This window comes from Flavobacterium sp. GSP6 (assembly GCF_003984855.1).
Taxonomy (GTDB): Bacteria; Bacteroidota; Bacteroidia; order Flavobacteriales; family Flavobacteriaceae; genus Flavobacterium.
On record NZ_RYDO01000001.1, the window covers coordinates 181,513 to 199,595 of the forward strand.

Sequence of the window (18,083 nt, forward strand, 5' to 3'; positions counted from 1 at the left end):
ACCCTATATTTATTTAATTTTTCCTAAAAATTAGACATAAAAAAAACCTCCAAATTGCTTTGAAGGTTTTAGAGGCATTTCTCGAAGCTTCAGGACGGATTCGAACCCTATATTTATTTAATTTTTCCTAAAAATTAGACATAAAAAAAACCTCCAAATTGCTTTGAAGGTTTTAGAGGCATCGTCCGGATTCGAACCGGAGTAGGAGCTTTTGCAGAGCCCAGCCTAGCCACTCGGCCACGACGCCCTGTTGAATGGACGGCAAAAGTACTCAAAAAGTTTAAAGTTTAAAAGTTTAAAGTTTAAAAGTTTTAAAAAATATTTTTAATTTAGCTTCTATATTCTTCCAATTCAATAGTAACTGCTTCAACATCACCACCAATAGGGGGGTTTAGTTTAGAAACCGCCACAATAATTCTGGAAATTTCCGGAATTTTTTCAAAGATTCGCGTTAAGATTCGGTGTGCCACATGTTCTAATAAGTCTGAACGAATCGCCATTTCTTCTACAACGATATGATTTAAGAGCACATAATCCACCGTGTCTTTCAAATCATCTGTGACACTGGATTTTCTCAAATCAGTCTTAACTTCTAAATTTACAATATAGTCTGACCCAATTTTTCCTTCCTCGATCAAGCAACCGTGGTAGGAGTAGGTGCGGATATTTTTAAGTTTTATAATTCCCATTATTTTATTTTTGTGTGTAAAGCGTATAATGTAAAGAGGAATCGCTAATTTTTCAAAGGTTTCTATGGAAACTTTAAACCTTTAACCTCAAACTTTTTTTATCTTTGCTAAAATAAAACAAAAAAATGTCAACTGAAGAAAAATCGCTCCATTTTATAGAACAAATCATTGAAGACAGTTTATCTAACGGTTTTCCTAAAGATAAATTACGTTTTCGTTTTCCGCCGGAGCCTAATGGCTATTTACATATTGGTCATGCTAAATCAATTTGCTTGAATTTTGGTTTAGGATTAAAGTACAATGCACCGGTTAACTTGCGTTTTGATGATACCAATCCTGCTAAAGAAGAGCAGGAATATGTAGACGCCATCAAAGAAGATTTAAAATGGTTGGGATTTAACTGGACCGAGGAATTGTATTCTTCTGATTATTTTCAGCAATTGTATGACTGGGCAATTTTGATGATTAAAAAGGGAAAAGCATATATAGACAGCCAATCCTCGGAAAAGATGGCATTGCAAAAAGGAACGCCAACACAAGCAGGTGTAGATGGGCCTTTCAGAAACCGTACTATAGAAGAAAATCTCATTTTATTTGAAGGAATGAAAAATGGAGATTTTACGGAAGGAAGTCATGTTTTACGTGCGAAAATTGATATGGCATCTACTAATATGTTGATGCGTGATCCATTGATGTATCGTATTTTACACCGTCACCATCACAGGACAGGCAATCAATGGAATATTTATCCAATGTATGATTATGCACACGGAGAAAGCGATTATATCGAGCAAATTTCGCATTCTATTTGTACGCTTGAATTTGTAATGCACCGAGAACTATACAACTGGTTTTTAGCCCAAATTTATGATGATTCAAAAGTACGACCACAACAATATGAATTTGCCCGTTTGAACTTGAACTACACGGTAATGAGCAAACGAAAACTGTTGCAATTAGTACAGGAAAATATTGTAAACGGTTGGGATGATCCTAGAATGCCAACAATTTCAGGATTGCGAAGAAGAGGATATACCGCAGCTTCTATTCGTAAGTTTTGTGATAGTATTGGTGTTGCCAAAAGAGAAAATATAATTGATTTTTCACTTTTGGAATTTTGCCTGCGTGAAGATTTGAATAAAACGGCTCCAAGAGTTATGGCGGTTTTAGATCCTATAAAATTAGTCATCACAAATTATCCGGATGACAAAGAAGAATGGCTTGAAGCCGAAAACAATCAGGAAGATGAAAGTGCAGGATTTAGGAAAGTTCCTTTTTCAAGAGAATTATTTATTGAAAAAGAAGACTTTCTAGAAGAGGCTCCTGCCAAATTTTTCCGATTGAGTTTAGGCAGAGAAGTACGTCTTAAAAACGCCTATATTATTAAAGGAGAGCGTGTTGTAAAAGATGCTGCGGGTAATATTACTGAAATTCATGTAACGTATGATGAAGACAGCAGGAGCGGGAGCGGGAGCGAAGCCAGTCAACGAAAAGTGGCCGGAACCCTGCATTGGGTTTCTATACAACACGCTCTAGAGACGGAAGTTCGGCTCTACGATCGCTTGTTTATCGATGAAGCGCCAGACAGCCACAAAGAGAAAAATTTCTTGGAATTTATGAATCCTGGTTCGTTACAAATTGTAAAAGGATTTGTAGAACCAAGTTTGGCAACGGTACAATCCGGAGATAAATTTCAGTTTCAACGATTGGGTTACTTCAATGTGGATAAAGATTCAACTGAAGGCAAAATTGTTTTTAATAAAACCGTTGGATTAAAAGATGCTTGGGAAGAAAAGGGCAAAAAAGAAGAAAATTTATTGATGAACACGCAAAAAGAAATCAATAAATATGTAAAAGAAAAGGATGAAAACAATGCCAATTTGATTTTAAACAACATTGTGACTAATATAAAAAGTATAGATAATTACAGTTTAATTATTCAGACTATTGTCAAAAATATTAAGAATGATAATAACTCGTTATTGTTTTCTAATTTGATTTTACTGCATTCTGATAAGGTTAATATAAAAGATATTGACGAAGAGTCTTTAACAAAATTATATTCGATGTCATTGAAAAGCCAATTGGCAGCGGTTCGAATTTTAGTTATCGAAAACTTACAAAAGGACGGCGGTAATTTTAGTCTTTTTCAATCACAACTTTCAGAAATGAAAAATAATGAAAAAAACGATAAAGTGCTACAGGTATTAAATGATCTTACATTTTAAGAACATATTGCTAAAATAGATTTTACCAATCAAAAATCCTCTTTTTAGAGGATTTTTGATTGGTATAGTAATTTTTTATAGAAATACTTTTTTTAATATTTTTATCTAATCGGAAACAACATCCATATATTGATTTTAAACGTCTTTTATAGCATAAATAACATCTTTTATAGAATTTAAAAAAACACACAAGAGCTTGCTTTTATTTGCTTTTGGTCTTGTATAATTACACTTTAACGAGTTGTTAACGGGTTGTTGTTTATAAATATGTATCTTTATAAAACGAACGTATAAAAGTAAGAATCATGTCGAATAATACAGGAAATACAGTATTGGCTCTTTTAACAGGTGTAGCTATAGGTGCAGGAGTAGGAATTTTATTCGCTCCGGATAAAGGCTCTAGAACTAGAGAAAAATTTAAAGATGGTTTTGAGGATGCTAAAAATGAATTAAAAAACAGATTTGATAGTGTATCTTTAGAATTGAAAGATAAGTTTTCGCTTGCTAAATACGATCTGGAAGGAACTTATGAGGAGCTAGTGTCTAATATGAGTCACAAGACGGATGATGTCATTTCTTTCTTAGAAGAAAAATTGGCGGAATTAAAATCTCAAAACGCCAAACTTCAAAAGTAATTTTGATTTAATTTAGTATTAAAATCTAAAAATAAGTACATGGCTTTTGAAGAACTAAAAGAAAACACAGAAAACATTCAAGAACAGGCTAAAGAATATTTGGAAGCTACCGCTGCTTATTATAAATTAAGAGGCTTTAAGCTTGCAATGAAATCAACGACAATGATCATAAAAATGTCTTTGATTTTACTTTGCTTTAGTATGGTTTTATTGTTTTGTTCTGTTGCGGCAGCATTTGCTATTGGAATAGCTTTAGATAGTTATGCCTATGGGTTTTTAATAGTTGGTGGAATTTATCTTGTACTGACAATGCTTTTATTTACTATTAAAGATAGAATTATTGAAGGACCTATTTTAGAGAAATTTTCAGAAATCGTTTTTAACGACTAATTTATGGAAACCAAAAAATATTCATCCTATGCTCAAATTGAAAGAGAACTGGAAATTTTAAGGATTGAAAAAGAAATCAGTTATCAAAAATTAGCGTATGGTTTTCAAAAAACAAAAGAGAGTTTAACCCCCTCAAATATTGTGAGTGGTGTCATAGGATCATCCTTAAATGCATTTTCAGGTTCGTACGGATCGCTATTGACCATTGCATTACCATTTGTGATCAAGTGGATAAAAAAAATAAAAAGAGGCTGATGAGCCTCTTTTTTTATGATTTGAATTTAAATTATTCTTCCGTTTCCGGAGCTTCTGGTTTTTCAGGTAATTGATAATCCGTTTTATTTTCTTTTTTAGGATTTGGTTTTCTATTACCTTTTTTCATCATTTCACCCACTTGATTGGAAGCGCTGAAAGAGGCAATCATGTTATTCAGCATGTCACTTCCTGCTTGAGGTGAATTGGGTAATAAAATTAAATTAGAATTAGAATCTGCTCCAATCGCTTGTAGCGTATCATAATGTTGTGTAACCACTATCAATGCTGAAGCTTCTTGGGAGTTGATACCAACTCTGTTCAAAACATCTACACTCTCTACTAAACCTTTAGCAATTTCTCTTCTTTGGTTCGCAATACCTTGTCCTTGTAATCGTTTACTTTCTGCTTCTGCTTCGGCTTTAGCTACAATTCTAATTCTGGAGGCTTCGGCTTCAAATCCCGCAACAGTTTTTTCTCTATCAGCTGCATTAATTCTGTTCATCGCATTTTTCACTTGAATATCCGGATCGATATCTGTTACCAATGTATTGATAATCGTATAACCATACGTAGTCATGGCTTCATTTAATTCTCTTTTTACAGCAATGGCGATATCGTCTTTTCTTTCAAAAACATCATCCAGTTTTAGCTTTGGAACTTCGGCACGAACCACATCAAACACATAAGATGTTATTTGATCGTGTGGATATTCCAGTTTATAAAAAGCATCATAAACGGTTTCTTTGATAACCATAAATTGAACCGAAACTTTTAGTTTCACAAAAACATTGTCTTTGGTTTTTGTTTCAATTATAACGTCTAATTGCTGTATTTTAAGATTAACGCGACCGGCAATTCGGTCTATTAAAGGAATTTTTAGATGTAAACCTGATTGTCTAATGTTTAAAAACCTTCCAAATCGTTCTACTACTGCAGCTGTTTGCTGTTTGACAGTAAAAAAAGAGGAAAGTAAAATAAAAAATCCAACTACTAAGAGTACTATTAATGGAATGTTCATAATGTTTTTTTTAGTTAAATAAATATCCGACAATTTACAAAAAATCTTTAGGTTTGTTCTTGTAAATTTTAAATAATATGAGAAAGATTTTGTTTGCTTTAGCTTGTGTTTTTATTTCAATAAGCACTTTTACCCAATACAAATACCGGGATTCCAATAGAGTAGGTATTATTTTTGGAGAGAATCAATTTACCTTTAACACAAATAATTTTAAACTAAATAAGGACTGGGTTGGAATGCAGAATTTTCTATTCGAGGAAATTTTTATAATAATTGGGATATGGTGTATGTAATTCAGTTTAGCGAAAATAATTTTTCTGTAGCAACAAACAGTTTGTCTTCAGTTAATGAAGATGTAAATTATAAATTAGCATCAGCTCAAGTGTCTTTACAAATGTGTTACAGGCTTATTGAAAATCATTTGAGTATTGAGTTTGGACCCGTGTTACACGGTAAATAGAAAATTAAATACAAATAACACGGAGAAAAACAATGTTATTTGCGGAATAACTTTATTAGCTAAAGATATTAGGGAAATTTCAAATTTTAATTGTTATCCAACTGTTAGAATCACTTTTGGCGTTCGTCATTTTAGAGCTAATGTTTCCTATCAATATGGAGTCAATAATATGCTTTAAAAATGGAACAACAAGAATTTAGGAGTCAACTTCAAAGGAAATCCTGGAATACTAAACGGAAATATGATAATTTATTTGTAAAATTTTACTTGTGAATTGTATAAAATATAAAGCTTCTAGCCTACAAGAGACTAGAAGCTTTATTAGTTTTAAAGAGTAGCAATTGCTTTTTGAATTCTGTTAATCGTTTCGTCTTTTCCTATTACTTCAACGATATCAAATAGGTGAGGACCTTTCAGTGCGCCAACCAAGCTCAATCGAAACGGTTGCATTACTTTTCCCATTCCAATTTCATTTTTTGTCATCCAATCTTTGACAATTGTTTCTGTGTTCATCGAAGTGAAATCGGTGATTTCTTCTATAACAGAAATTAATTCTTGCATCAATGCCGGAGTTTCTGCTTTCCAATTTTTGCTTGCTTTTTCATCATAGGCTGTTGGAGCCACAAAAAAGAAATCGCTCATTTCCCAAAATTCTGAAACGAAATCCGCACGTTCTTTGATTAAAGAAACTATTTTGGTCAACTTTGTCATTTCGAGTGAAGTCGAGAAACCTTTTTCAGCTAAAATAGGAGTATAGGCTTTCGCCAAAGTTGCATCTTCCTGCTTGATTAAATACTGGTGATTGAACCATTTGTTTTTTTCTGGATCAAATTTAGCTCCAGCTTTATGAACTCTGTTCAAGTGAAATGCTTCCACTAATTCTTCCAGCGAGAATAATTCTTTATCTGTTCCATCGTTCCAACCTAATAATGCTAAAAAGTTGATTACGGCTTCCGGGAAAAATCCTTTTTCTCTGTAACCAGATGAAATGCCTTCTGTAGTTTTCCAATCTAATGGAAATACAGGAAATCCCATTTTATCACCGTCACGCTTGGATAATTTTCCGTTCCCAACAGGTTTCATAATCAATGGTAAATGTGCAAATTCCGGTGCTTCCCAACCAAATGCTCTGTACAACAAAACGTGCAAAGGCATTGATGGTAACCATTCTTCACCGCGAATTACATGTGATGTTTCCATTAAATGATCATCCACAATATTAGCCAAATGGTACGTTGGCATTCCGTCGCTTTTGAACAATACTTTATCGTCTAAAAGATTCGTTTCAAATTTCACATCGCCACGAATTATGTCATTCAGATGCAAGGTTTCATTCACTGGAGTTTTAAAACGGATGACATAATGTTCTCCATCAGCAATTCTTTTAGCAGTTTCATCTGCAGAAATCACTAAGGAGGTATCTAGTTTCTCTCTGTTAGTATGATTGTAAATAAAAGTTTTCCCTTGATCTTCTTCTAATTTTCTTGCTGAATCCAATGCTTCGGCTGTATCAAAAGCATAATACGCATTTTCAGAATTGATTAATTCAGCAGCATATTGTTGGTACAATTCTTTTCTTTCGCTTTGACGGTATGGACCAAATTTTTCGTTTTTACCAATAGTCTCATCGGGTGCAATTCCTAACCATTCTAGCGCTTCCATGATATATTCTTCGGCTCCGGGAACAAAACGATTTTGGTCCGTATCTTCAATTCTCAGGAAGAAGACACCATTGTTTTTTTTGGCAAACAAATAATTGAATAATGCGGTACGAACTCCGCCAATATGTAAAGGTCCCGTTGGACTTGGTGCAAAACGCACCCGAACTTGTCTAGACATTGCTGTATTTTTTTTGCAAAGATACAAATTCAAGTAGGCAAACACATCAGTTTTTAAAAGAACCGCAAATCCGCAAATTTATTTTTAGAAAAACTAAATTTTGTATTTTAGGATGTTAATTAGTGCAATTCTACATCAAGTGGTTTATTTAATATAGATTTTTTTATAAAAATTAGCGGATTAGCGGTAAAAACGTTGATTCTGTTTGCCAAGAGACTTCAATCTTTGATTCAGATATTTTGGAATTTGGATAATTGCCAGCATATAAATTATTACTTTTATTGGTTACAACAAACAAAGCATAAATTTTGGAAACTCAGCAATTTATTTATCTAAAATTAGAAGCTTTCATCAGGAAGTTTTATACCAACGAATTGATACGGGGAACTATTTTCTTTGTCGGTTTAGGATTGTTGTATTTCCTTTTTACGCTTTTTGTCGAATATTTTCTTTGGCTCAAGCCAATAGGAAGAACCATTTTATTTTGGACTTTCATTGGAGTAGAAGTCTATTTGCTGTTCCGTTTTATTTTGTTTCCCATTTTTAAATTATTCAAACTTCAAAAAGGAATCGATTACAATCAGGCTTCGGAAATTATTGGAAATCATTTTACGGAAGTGAGTGATAAGTTGACTAATTTCCTGCAATTGGCAGATTCGGATATTCATCAAAGTAAATCGGAGTTGTTAGCTGCTTCGATTGAACAAAAAGCCAATGCATTGCAACCAATCCCTTTTGGGAACGCCATAAATTATAATGTTAACAGGAAATATTTTCCTTTTGCTTTAATTCCAATTTTGTTATTTGCTTTCTTTTATTTTTCTGGAAACAGCAGCATGATTTCTCAAAGTTTGAATAGAGTAGTGCATTTCAATTCGGATTTTTTACCACCGGCTCCTTTTAAATTCGTTGTTTTAAATTCGAATTTACAAACCGAACAAGGAAAGGATTTTATCCTTCGCATTAAAACCGAAGGAAAGATAGCTCCGGAGAATGCAATGATTTTCATTGGCGATGAAAGTTATTTCATGGAATCATTGAAAGCTGGAGAATTTCAATTTAAGATGGCAAAGCCTTCAGGAAATATTTTGTTTCACGTGGAGGGAAATGCTATTTCTTCTCCGGATTATGAATTGAAAGTGATAACCGTTCCTTTGATTGCTAATTTCGAAATGCAATTGAACTTTCCTTCATATTTGAATAAAAAAGCAGAAACTATAAATGGAACTGGAAATGCTGTTTTTCCTGAAGGAACGCGTGTAACTTGGAAAATAGAAACTCAAGCGACCCAAAATATTGCGTGGATGAGCGGAATTTCCAAATCTTCTTTTTCGAAAACAGAAAACTCCTTTATTTTATCTAAAAATATACTTCAAAATACAGATTATCAAATATTTACTTCAAATGATAAGGTAAAAAACCACGAAAAACTCAATTATCAGCTTATGGTTATCAAAGATCAGTTCCCAACGATCAATGTGAACAATACACCGGACAGTTTGAAGATTGCTAAGAACTATGTTTTAGGCCAAATCACGGATGATTATGGTTTGTCTAGACTTCAGATTGTTTATTACGAAATAGAGAAACCACAAACCGCAAAACGTGGAACAATTGCTATTAAGAAAAGTTCTTTTGACCAATTCGTGTTTTCGTTTCCAAGTAATCTTCCGGTGGAGCAAGGGGTTTCTTATGAGTATTATTTTGAAGTTTTTGATAATGATGCGATTCACAATTTTAAAAGTACGAAGTCTTCGGTTTTCTCTAATCGTGTTTCCACAGATGAAGAAAAGGAAGATCAAATTTTGCAGCAGCAAAACGACAACATTAACAGTTTAGAGAAGTCTTTAAAAAACCAGGACAAGCAAATGGCCGATATAGAAAAGTTTCAAAAAACCGGAAAAGAGAAAGAAAATTTGGATTTCAAAGATCAGCAAAAAGTAAATGATTTTATCAAGCGTCAAATGAAACAGGATGAGATGATGAAAGAATTTACAAAAAAAATGAATGACAATTTGGAGCAATTCAAAACGGATAAAAAAGATGAATTAAAAGAAGTGCTTCAAAACCGAATGGACAAATCGGAAAAAGAATTGGAAAAAAACCAAAAGCTTTTAGATGAGTTGAAAGAACTTAACGATAAAATCCAGAATGAAGAGTTGTTGACCAAGTTGGATAATTTTAAACAAAACAGTAAAAACCAGACTAAGAATTTAGAACAGTTGGTAGAGTTGACTAAGAGATTTTATGTTGAAAAGAAAGCGGAACAGTTAGGTGAAAAACTGGACAAGCTTTCTAAAAAACTAGACAAATTATCTGATGATGAAAATGAAAATAAACTGGATAAACAGGAAGATATTAATGCGGAGTTTGATAAAATTCAATTAGATTTAAATGATTTGGAAAAAGAAAATAAGGAATTAAAATCACCATTGGATTTACCAAAAGATGATGCTAAAGAAAAAAGTATTGATGATGATTTAAAGAAAGCTTCTGAGGAATTGAATAAAGATAAAAAGGATAAAGCTAAACCAAACCAAAAAAGTGCTTCAAAAAAGATGAAAGAGATGGCGCAAAAAATGGCGCAAACTTTGGATAAAGGAGATATGGAACAGTTGCAGGAAGATGTTGTCATGTTGCGACAAATCGCAGACAATTTATTAGCTTTTTCTTTGTCACAGGAAGATTTGATGAATCAGTTCAAAAGGCATAAATCAGGGTCTCCAGCGTTCAATAAAAACATAAAACTTCAACAGGATTTAAAGCAACAGTTCAAGCATGTTGACGATAGTTTATTTGCGATGTCCTTGCGTAATCCTAAAATTGCGGAGGATATTACCAAAGAAATTGGTAATGTAGTTTACAACGTCGACAAATCGTTATCCAGTTTAACCGACGCTCAAGTTCCAAAAGGCTTGTCTCACCAACAATATTCGATTTCATCGGCTAACAAACTAGCAGATTTTCTCAGTGACATGCTTTACAATATGCAAATGCAAATGTCAGGAATGGGTTCTTGGAAACCGAAGCCAGGTCAAGGACAAGGAATGCAATTGCCGGATATTATTAAAAAACAAGAAGGTCTTGGCGAGAAAATGAAAGACGGAATTAAGAAAGGAGATAAGTATGGGGACGGTCCAAAAGGGCAAAATGGTAAACAAGGAAATCAAGGAAAACCGGAACAAAAGGGTGAGGGCGGAGAAGGTGATGCACAAGCTATAATGGAAATTTACAAAGAACAAAAGCAATTAAGGGAAGCATTGCAAAACGAATTAAATAAACAAGGATTGGTTGGTAATGGACAAAGCGCTTTGGAACAAATGAAGCAAATTGAAAAGCAATTATTAAACAAAGGTTTTAAGAACGAAACGCTTCAAAAGATATTGAATGTGAAACAGGAATTGTTGAAATTAAATTCCGCTATTCAGCAACAAGGTGAAGAAAACAAACGCCAATCTGAAACCAATAAAAAGGAGTTTAAAAACCCATCTAATGTGCTTCCGGCAGCTTTATTAGATTATTTGAATAGCATAGAAATATTAAATAGACAATCCTTACCTTTACGCTCGAATTTTAATCAAAAAGTTCAAGAATATTTTAATAAAAAATGATCAATTTTAATTACGAAACCGACTTTAATTTAGACAACGAAGAAGCTGTTGTAGCTTGGTTGGAAAATGTTATTACTTCAGAAAACAAGAAAGAAGGAGAGATTAATTACATCTTTTGTGATGATGAGTATCTACATAAAATCAATGTAGAATATTTGAATCATGATACGCTAACAGATATAATTAGTTTTGATTATTCTATGGGTAATGAGTTACACGGTGACATTTTTGTTTCTGTCGAAAGAGTGAAAGACAATGCCGCTGATTTCAATGTCTCTTTTGAGCAAGAATTAAAACGCGTTTTAGTTCACGGAATTTTACATTACTGTGGCTACAAAGACAAAGGAGAGTCGGAGGAGCTTTTAATGCGTAGTAAAGAAGATGAAAAAATCGCTATGTTTTAGGTCAAATAATAGTGTTTTCTTTATTTTAATCTAAAGTGTTTCACGTGGAACATTTAGTTTAGATTTGAAAATTGAGTATGTAATGTTTCACGTGGAACAATAAAATAGATTTCAAAATCACAATCCTTAATACGGATTAAATTATAAAAGATGATGTTTTTAAATGAATATGATGTGATAGTTGTGGGCGCAGGACATGCCGGTTCTGAGGCTGCTGCCGCTGCTGCAAATCTTGGTTCTAAAACCTTACTGGTAACAATGAGTTTGCAGAATATTGCCCAAATGTCATGCAACCCAGCAATGGGTGGAATTGCTAAAGGACAAATTGTACGCGAGATTGATGCGCTTGGGGGGTACTCTGGAATTGTTTCGGATAGAACTGCAATCCAGTTCAAGATGCTAAACAAATCCAAAGGCCCTGCAATGTGGTCTCCGCGTGTTCAAAGTGATCGAATGCGTTTTGCCGAGGAGTGGAGAATGATGCTTGAAGGAACTCCAAATCTTGACTTTTATCAGGAAATGGTGAAAGGTTTGATTATTGAAAACGGAAAAATAAAAGGAATCCGAACTTCGCTAGGAGTAGAGATTCGGTCTAAGTCGGTTGTGTTGACTAATGGAACTTTCCTGAATGGATTGATTCATATTGGCGAAAAACAATTTGGTGGTGGAAGAGCAGGCGAGAGTGCTGCACATGGAATTACTGAAGATTTAGTTGCTGCTGGGTTTCAATCAGGACGAATGAAAACAGGAACGCCTCCAAGAGTTGATGGACGATCTTTAGATTATTCAAAAATGAATGAAGAAAAAGGAGATGCGAAGCCGGATAAATTTTCCTATTCAGATGTGACCTCACCGTTGATTCATCAAAAATCGTGTCATATGACCTATACCTCTCTTGAAGTTCACGATATCTTGAGAGAAGGGTTTGATCGTTCGCCAATGTTTAACGGTAGAATAAAAAGTCTTGGGCCAAGATATTGTCCGTCGATTGAAGATAAAATTAATCGTTTTGCGGATAAAGAAAGACATCAACTGTTTGTAGAACCAGAAGGATGGAATACTTGTGAAGTTTATGTGAATGGATTTTCAACGTCGCTTCCTGAGGATATTCAATTCAAGGCATTGAGTTCTGTTGTAGGATTTGAAAAAGTAAAATTCTTTCGTCCGGGATATGCAATTGAATATGATTATTTCCCGCCGACACAATTGAAGCATACTTTGGAAACAAAACTTATTGAAGGATTGTATTTCGCTGGTCAAATAAACGGAACTACAGGATATGAAGAAGCAGCTTCTCAAGGACTGATGGCCGGAATAAATGCGCATTTGAAAGTGCATGAAAAAGCACCCTTAATTTTAAAAAGAGACGAAGCCTATATCGGAGTTTTAATTGATGATTTAATTACGAAAGGAACTGAAGAACCATACAGAATGTTTACGTCTCGAGCAGAATATAGAACGCTGTTGCGTCAGGACAATGCCGATTTTAGATTAACTCCCATGTCACATGAAATAGGTTTGGCCTCAGAAGCACGTTTGCGCAGAATGGAACACAAACTAAATGAATCCGAAAAAATGGTGGCTTTCTTCAAAGAAACGAGTGTTTCGATTGCGGAAGCAAATCCTGTTTTAGAAGCAAAAGAGACGGCGCTGATTTCGCAAGGGGATAAGATGTTCAAAGTGTTTTCACGTCCGCAAATTGATTTAGAGGACATGATGAAATTCGAGAAAGTAGTAGCTTATGTTGCCGCCAATGATGTGGATCAAGAAATTTTAGAACAAGCCGAAATCCAAGTGAAATATTCTGGTTACATAGAAAAAGAAAGAAATAATGCTGATAAGTTACTTCGTTTAGAAGATGTTAAAATCCCTGAAAATTTTGATTATGATAAAATTAAGTCCATGTCAATTGAGGCCAAACAAAAACTAAGCAAGATTCGTCCTGTTACCATTTCGCAAGCATCAAGAATCAGCGGTGTGTCACCAAGTGATGTTTCGGTGTTGTTGATTTATATGGGACGTTAGGAAGTGATCAGTATTCAGTTTATAGTGATCAGTTTAATTGTCGATTTATACTGAATACCGCCTCTGAACACGGAACACTAAAATTTGTTCCACGTGAAACTACGCTGTGAAGCCTTGGAATTATTAAAGAATCATAAAAATAAATAATTCAGCCCTGAAAGCATTCGTATGTGTTTTCAGGGTTTTGTTTAAAATTAAAAATATAAAAGACTATTAATTAATGAACATTTCAAACCAACAGCCTTTTTTAACCGTTAAAGATTATTCTGTTTCTCAGGAGGTTTTTGACTTGTATCATGACGCCAAATTAGATATGCTGATTACGTCTCCACAACCCAGTTTAGAAAATTTAGGGAAGTATTATGAAAGTGTGGATTACATTTCCCATACAGACGGTAAGCGATCCTTGTTTGAAAAAACGTATCATTTTGTAAAAAGCATCGCGCTAAAAAACAAACTGAATTTAATCAATTCATTGCAATCCAACAAAGGGAGTATTTTAGATATAGGTGCCGGAACAGGGGATTTTTTATATGTTGCCAAAGAAAACGGTTGGCATACCATAGGAGTAGAGCCAAGTGAAAAAGCAAAAGCAATTGCCAAAAAGAAAGGCGTTTCATTTGTTGGCGAAACCAGTGAGTTAGACAATCATTCTTTTGAAGTCATTTCGATGTGGCATGTTTTGGAGCACGTTCCTAATTTGGAAAACCAAATCAAAGAACTTAAACGATTATTAAAACCTAATGGAACTTTAATTATTGCTGTTCCAAATTTTAAATCCTTCGATGCAAAACATTACGGAACGTTTTGGGCCGCTTATGATGTGCCAATTCATTTTTGGCATTTTTCTAAAACGGCTATAAAAATGCTTTTCGAGAAAGAAGAAATGAAATTGGTACAAGTGCTTCCCATGAAATTTGATTCGTTTTATGTTGCTTTGCTTTCGGAAAAATACAAAACCGGAAAAATGAATTATATAAAAGCCTTTTTTGTTGGATTGCAATCAAATTGGGAAGCGAAGAAGAATTCTGAGTATTCCTCACACATTTACATCCTAAAAAACACCTAAAAATCATTTTAAGTGTATTTAAGCGTGTTTTTTAATGAAATCGAAGGTGATTATCGGATTTTTAAACTAATTCGTTTATTTAGAAGATATGAAGCTCGGTTTTAATAGTCATAGATTATGCATTTGTGAATCACAATAATAAAATCTTATATCATAAAAAAGTAGCATTTTTCAAACTTTATGTCAATACTATCTATTTTTTTATATTTTTGTCACCAATACTCAAAACTAGAAATTCATCAAAATGAAATCAAAGATTCACGACACGAGCGTTAGCGAACTGGCAACGCAATACCAAAAAATAAATATTAAAAACATGAGTAAAAAAGCATTAGTAATTATCGCATTATCAATTTCAATTGTTGCTTGTAACAAACCAGCAGAAGTTAAGGAAGTGAAAACTGCTTACGTAGATACTTCTGAATTAATGAAGGAATATACAGAGGCCAAAGATCTTGAAGCAAAATACAAGACAAAAGCAGAAGAAAAAGGAAGACAGCTAGAGGCTGAAATTAATCGATTCAAGCAAGAAGCAGCAGGTTTCCAAGCTCAGGCACAAGCTAACGGGCAGGCTTGGGCACAACAAAAAGGAGCTGAACTGCAAAAAAAAGAACAACAATTGAGCTACGCACAACAAGCGTTGTCTCAGGAATTGCAGCAAGAAAGCGGAAAAGAAATGGATTCTCTGGTGAGTGGTGTGAAAAAATTTATTAAATCCTACGGTAAGGAAAAAGGATATGCCTACATCTATGGAACCGGTGACGCTGCCTCAATTTTATACGCAGAAGATAAATTTGATATCACAAAAGAAATTATCAAAGCCTTGAACGATAAATATAAAGCTCCTGCAAAAACGGAAGAAACAGCAGCGGCTAAAAAATAAATTTTTACTATTAATTCAAAAGATTGCCTTCGTCTATAGTTAGATTGAAGGCTTTTTTTTTGAAGCCATACCCGGTTATCCGCTATAAACGTAGTTCACTGAACTCCAATTGAAATAAAAGTATAGTGAAGTAATCTCTCGTGTAGCAAGTGTTTTTTCTAAATTTCGAGGATTTTCGCTGCTATCCGGGCTAAAAAACAGTCGAATTATAATCGTAAATATTTTCCAATTATTCCAATAGTGTTTTTAATTTTCAATACTTTAGCTTTATATATACACGCCTAATGCAAACCATTTCAGAAGCCGCCGCTTATACAATACGATTCATCAATCAAACTCATCGATCCATTTTCCTGACCGGTAAAGCAGGAACGGGAAAAACCACACTTTTACGGGAAATTATCCAAACCACGCACAAAAATACCGTTGTGGTGGCGCCAACAGGAATTGCCGCGTTAAATGCAGGAGGCGTTACGATTCACTCCATGTTTCAGTTGCCGTTTGGAGGATTTATTCCAGATAATTCATCACCTCAATTTTCCGAAAGTACTAAATTTGAAACCAAAGCTACCTTGCGCAGGCATTTCAAAATGAGTGGTTTGAAGAAATCGGTGATTCGCAATATGGAATTATTGATTATCGATGAAGTCAGTATGCTTCGTGCGGATTTGCTGGATGCGATGGATTATATGATGCAAACAGTACGCAAGCGCAACACTGCTTTTGGAGGTGTTCAAGTCTTATATATTGGTGATTTGTTGCAGTTGCCGCCGGTCATTCGGGACGAAGAATGGCGTACGCTGAAAACCTATTACAAAGGAAAATTCTTTTTTCATTCGCACGTCGTGCAACAAAATCCGCCTTTATACATTGAATTGTCCAAGATTTTTCGCCAGACTGACGATACATTTATTTCGGTTTTGAATAACCTGCGCAACAATGAGATTTCACAGCAGGACATTCAAACCTTAAACCAATATGTAAAACCCGATTTCGATTTAAAAGCAAATAAAGGATACATCACATTAACCACGCACAACAACAAAGCCGATACGATGAACGCGCAGGCTTTACAAGATCTGGAGGGAAAGCTGGTGGTTTATAAACCGGAGATTACCGGAGATTTTCCGGATAAGATATTTCCCGTGGAACAACAATTGCAGTTAAAAGTGGGCGCGCAAATCATGTTTGTAAAAAATGATTTATCCTTTGATAAACACTATTTCAACGGAAAAATGGGCGTTATCAAATCCCTTTCGAGTAAAGAAATTCTGGTTCATTTTCCGGAAGAAAATAAAACTATAGAAGTTGAAAGATATGAATGGCAAAACATTCGATACAAAGTAGACGAAACCACTAAAGAAATTGATGAAGAGGTTTTGGGAACTTTTGTGCACTATCCCATCAAATTAGCATGGGCGATTACGGTGCATAAAAGCCAGGGACTAACCTTTGATAAAGCAGCACTTGATGTTTCGCAAGTTTTTCTACCCGGACAGGCTTATGTGGCATTATCTCGTTTGCGCTCACTAGAAGGGCTTATTTTGCTATCTCCGTTGCGTATGAATGGCATTTCAAACGATCAGGATGTCATGGATTACTCATTAAACAAAGCTTCGGATTCGTTTTTAGAGAATGCCTTGCATTTTGAAACCAAAAATTTCATCCATAACTATCTGACAAACACCTTTGATTGGAACGATTTGGCTCAGGAATGGCGCAATCATAAATTCAGTTATAACGAAAAATCAGAAATTTCAGAGAAATCCAAACACGCTGTTTGGGCCAAAAAGCAAACAGAAATCATTGAACAGCTTTTAGATCCATCCAAAAAATTCATTTCGCAGTTGAATACCCTTTTTGGTCAGGAAACGGTCGATTTGAATCACGTATCGGAACGCATTCAAGCCGCTTTCAGTTATTTCCTAAAACCAATGGACGAGCTGGTTTTTGAAATTCTTTGGAAAATTGAAGAAGTAAAGCGCATCAAAAAAGTAAAAACGTTTTATGATGAATTAATCGTGCTAGAAGAATTGCAAACCAAAGCCGTTTTACGCTTAATGAAGGCCAAATTATTGATAGAAACCGTTGTGGCAGGAGAAGCCATTTCGAAAGAAAAATTGACCTCTTCAGAAATAAAAAATTACATCATCCGCAAGACAGAAGCCATACAAAATCAATTCAAGGAATTAAATATAACCTTGATTGCCGATGATAAAGACATAGAGCGTTATACTTCGAAAAAAGCAAAAACAACGGTACCTAAAAAAACAACGGTGCAGGAAACCTATGAATTGTGGGTCGAAAAGAAATCAATTGCGGATATTGCAACTATCAGAGTGCTGACCAAACAAACGATTTACACCCATTTTGTAAAGCTGATACAAACCAAAGCAGTTTCAATTTCAGAGGTTTTATCGGAGGATAAAATGCAGGATTTAGCAGCTGCTTTTGCAGGATATAAAGAAGAATCACTGAATGCGTTGATGGAGAAATACGGTCATAAATTTTCTTGGGAAGAAGCGAGAATGTACAAAGCGAGTTTGAATTAAATAATAAGAAAGTATTAAAACTAAA

14 protein-coding genes and 1 tRNA gene are annotated in these 18,083 nt (G+C 34.4%); 11 read left to right on the forward strand and 4 right to left on the reverse strand.

Translation table 11 applies throughout. From position 1 onward, the window contains the following. Positions 1-176 precede the first annotated feature (176 nt). Positions 177-247: transfer RNA gene (locus EKM03_RS00825), tRNA-Cys, on the reverse strand. A gap of 82 nt (positions 248-329) precedes the next feature. After that, positions 330-689: a dihydroneopterin aldolase gene (gene folB, locus EKM03_RS00830; protein ID WP_126739713.1), complete on the reverse strand. Its 360-nt coding sequence runs from the start codon at positions 687-689 to the stop codon at positions 330-332. A 125-nt stretch (positions 690-814) separates the two neighbouring features. On the opposite strand from folB, the gene EKM03_RS00835 reads away from it, so the two are divergent. From EKM03_RS00835 to EKM03_RS00850, 4 genes are all read left to right on the forward strand, one after another. Beyond that, on the forward strand, positions 815-2,917 hold the full coding sequence (locus EKM03_RS00835; protein ID WP_126739714.1) for a glutamine--tRNA ligase/YqeY domain fusion protein: 2,103 nt from the start codon (positions 815-817) through the stop codon (positions 2,915-2,917). Positions 2,918-3,222: 305 nt separating this feature from the next. Further along, positions 3,223-3,552, forward strand: a complete 330-nt coding sequence (locus EKM03_RS00840) for a YtxH domain-containing protein (RefSeq protein WP_126457756.1) — start codon at positions 3,223-3,225, stop codon at positions 3,550-3,552. Positions 3,553-3,591: 39 nt separating this feature from the next. After that, positions 3,592-3,942 carry a competence protein gene (locus EKM03_RS00845; protein WP_126739715.1) on the forward strand — a complete coding sequence of 117 codons (351 nt, stop codon included), beginning with the start codon at positions 3,592-3,594 and terminating at the stop codon, positions 3,940-3,942. Positions 3,943-3,945: 3 nt separating this feature from the next. Beyond that, positions 3,946-4,197, forward strand: a complete 252-nt coding sequence (locus EKM03_RS00850) for a DUF6327 family protein (RefSeq protein ID WP_126457755.1) — start codon at positions 3,946-3,948, stop codon at positions 4,195-4,197. Positions 4,198-4,228: 31 nt separating this feature from the next. On the opposite strand, the gene EKM03_RS00855 is transcribed toward EKM03_RS00850, so the two are convergent. After that, positions 4,229-5,215: an SPFH domain-containing protein gene (locus tag EKM03_RS00855; RefSeq protein ID WP_126457754.1), complete on the reverse strand. Its 987-nt coding sequence runs from the start codon at positions 5,213-5,215 to the stop codon at positions 4,229-4,231. A 280-nt stretch (positions 5,216-5,495) separates the two neighbouring features. Between EKM03_RS00855 and EKM03_RS15145 the strand changes: the two genes are divergently transcribed. Then, positions 5,496-5,675, forward strand: coding sequence for a hypothetical protein (locus EKM03_RS15145; protein WP_231507448.1), 180 nt, complete (start codon positions 5,496-5,498; stop codon positions 5,673-5,675). 327 nt (positions 5,676-6,002) lie between these two features. Here EKM03_RS15145 and gltX read toward each other — a convergent pair whose 3' ends face one another. After that, positions 6,003-7,514, reverse strand: a complete 1,512-nt coding sequence (gltX, locus tag EKM03_RS00865; RefSeq protein ID WP_126739716.1) for a glutamate--tRNA ligase — start codon at positions 7,512-7,514, stop codon at positions 6,003-6,005. A 308-nt stretch (positions 7,515-7,822) separates the two neighbouring features. Here gltX and EKM03_RS00870 point away from each other — a divergent pair, with 308 nt between their 5' ends. From EKM03_RS00870 to EKM03_RS00895, 6 genes are all read left to right on the forward strand, one after another. Further along, complete coding sequence (locus EKM03_RS00870) at positions 7,823-11,125, forward strand: hypothetical protein (RefSeq protein WP_126739717.1); 3,303 nt, start codon at positions 7,823-7,825, stop codon at positions 11,123-11,125. Next, entirely contained in the window at positions 11,122-11,529 is a 408-nt protein-coding gene (gene ybeY, locus EKM03_RS00875) for an rRNA maturation RNase YbeY (RefSeq protein WP_126457751.1), read from the forward strand. Before EKM03_RS00870 ends, ybeY begins: the two co-directional genes overlap by 4 nt. Positions 11,530-11,682: 153 nt before the next feature. Continuing rightward, positions 11,683-13,554 carry a tRNA uridine-5-carboxymethylaminomethyl(34) synthesis enzyme MnmG gene (gene mnmG, locus EKM03_RS00880; RefSeq protein ID WP_126457750.1) on the forward strand — a complete coding sequence of 624 codons (1,872 nt, stop codon included), beginning with the start codon at positions 11,683-11,685 and terminating at the stop codon, positions 13,552-13,554. Positions 13,555-13,774: 220 nt separating this feature from the next. After that, on the forward strand, positions 13,775-14,623 hold the full coding sequence (locus tag EKM03_RS00885) for a bifunctional 2-polyprenyl-6-hydroxyphenol methylase/3-demethylubiquinol 3-O-methyltransferase UbiG (RefSeq protein WP_126739718.1): 849 nt from the start codon (positions 13,775-13,777) through the stop codon (positions 14,621-14,623). Between the two features lie 316 nt (positions 14,624-14,939). Next, complete coding sequence (locus EKM03_RS00890) at positions 14,940-15,506, forward strand: OmpH family outer membrane protein (RefSeq protein ID WP_126553165.1); 567 nt, start codon at positions 14,940-14,942, stop codon at positions 15,504-15,506. A gap of 284 nt (positions 15,507-15,790) precedes the next feature. Then, positions 15,791-18,058 (forward strand): helix-turn-helix domain-containing protein, encoded by a 2,268-nt coding sequence (locus EKM03_RS00895; RefSeq protein WP_126577115.1) that lies wholly within the window; start codon positions 15,791-15,793, stop codon positions 18,056-18,058. Positions 18,059-18,083: the final 25 nt, after the last annotated feature.

Coding starts and splice junctions, on each gene's coding strand:
- folB (WP_126739713.1), bottom strand. CDS start 689: ATGGGAATTATAAAACTTAAAAATATCCGCACCTACTCCTACCACGGT.
- EKM03_RS00835 (WP_126739714.1), top strand. CDS start 815: ATGTCAACTGAAGAAAAATCGCTCCATTTTATAGAACAAATCATTGAA.
- EKM03_RS00840 (WP_126457756.1), top strand. CDS start 3,223: ATGTCGAATAATACAGGAAATACAGTATTGGCTCTTTTAACAGGTGTA.
- EKM03_RS00845 (WP_126739715.1), top strand. CDS start 3,592: ATGGCTTTTGAAGAACTAAAAGAAAACACAGAAAACATTCAAGAACAG.
- EKM03_RS00850 (WP_126457755.1), top strand. CDS start 3,946: ATGGAAACCAAAAAATATTCATCCTATGCTCAAATTGAAAGAGAACTG.
- EKM03_RS00855 (WP_126457754.1), bottom strand. CDS start 5,215: ATGAACATTCCATTAATAGTACTCTTAGTAGTTGGATTTTTTATTTTA.
- EKM03_RS15145 (WP_231507448.1), top strand. CDS start 5,496: ATGGTGTATGTAATTCAGTTTAGCGAAAATAATTTTTCTGTAGCAACA.
- gltX (WP_126739716.1), bottom strand. CDS start 7,514: ATGTCTAGACAAGTTCGGGTGCGTTTTGCACCAAGTCCAACGGGACCT.
- ybeY (WP_126457751.1), top strand. CDS start 11,122: ATGATCAATTTTAATTACGAAACCGACTTTAATTTAGACAACGAAGAA.
- mnmG (WP_126457750.1), top strand. CDS start 11,683: ATGTTTTTAAATGAATATGATGTGATAGTTGTGGGCGCAGGACATGCC.
- EKM03_RS00885 (WP_126739718.1), top strand. CDS start 13,775: ATGAACATTTCAAACCAACAGCCTTTTTTAACCGTTAAAGATTATTCT.
- EKM03_RS00890 (WP_126553165.1), top strand. CDS start 14,940: ATGAGTAAAAAAGCATTAGTAATTATCGCATTATCAATTTCAATTGTT.
- EKM03_RS00895 (WP_126577115.1), top strand. CDS start 15,791: ATGCAAACCATTTCAGAAGCCGCCGCTTATACAATACGATTCATCAAT.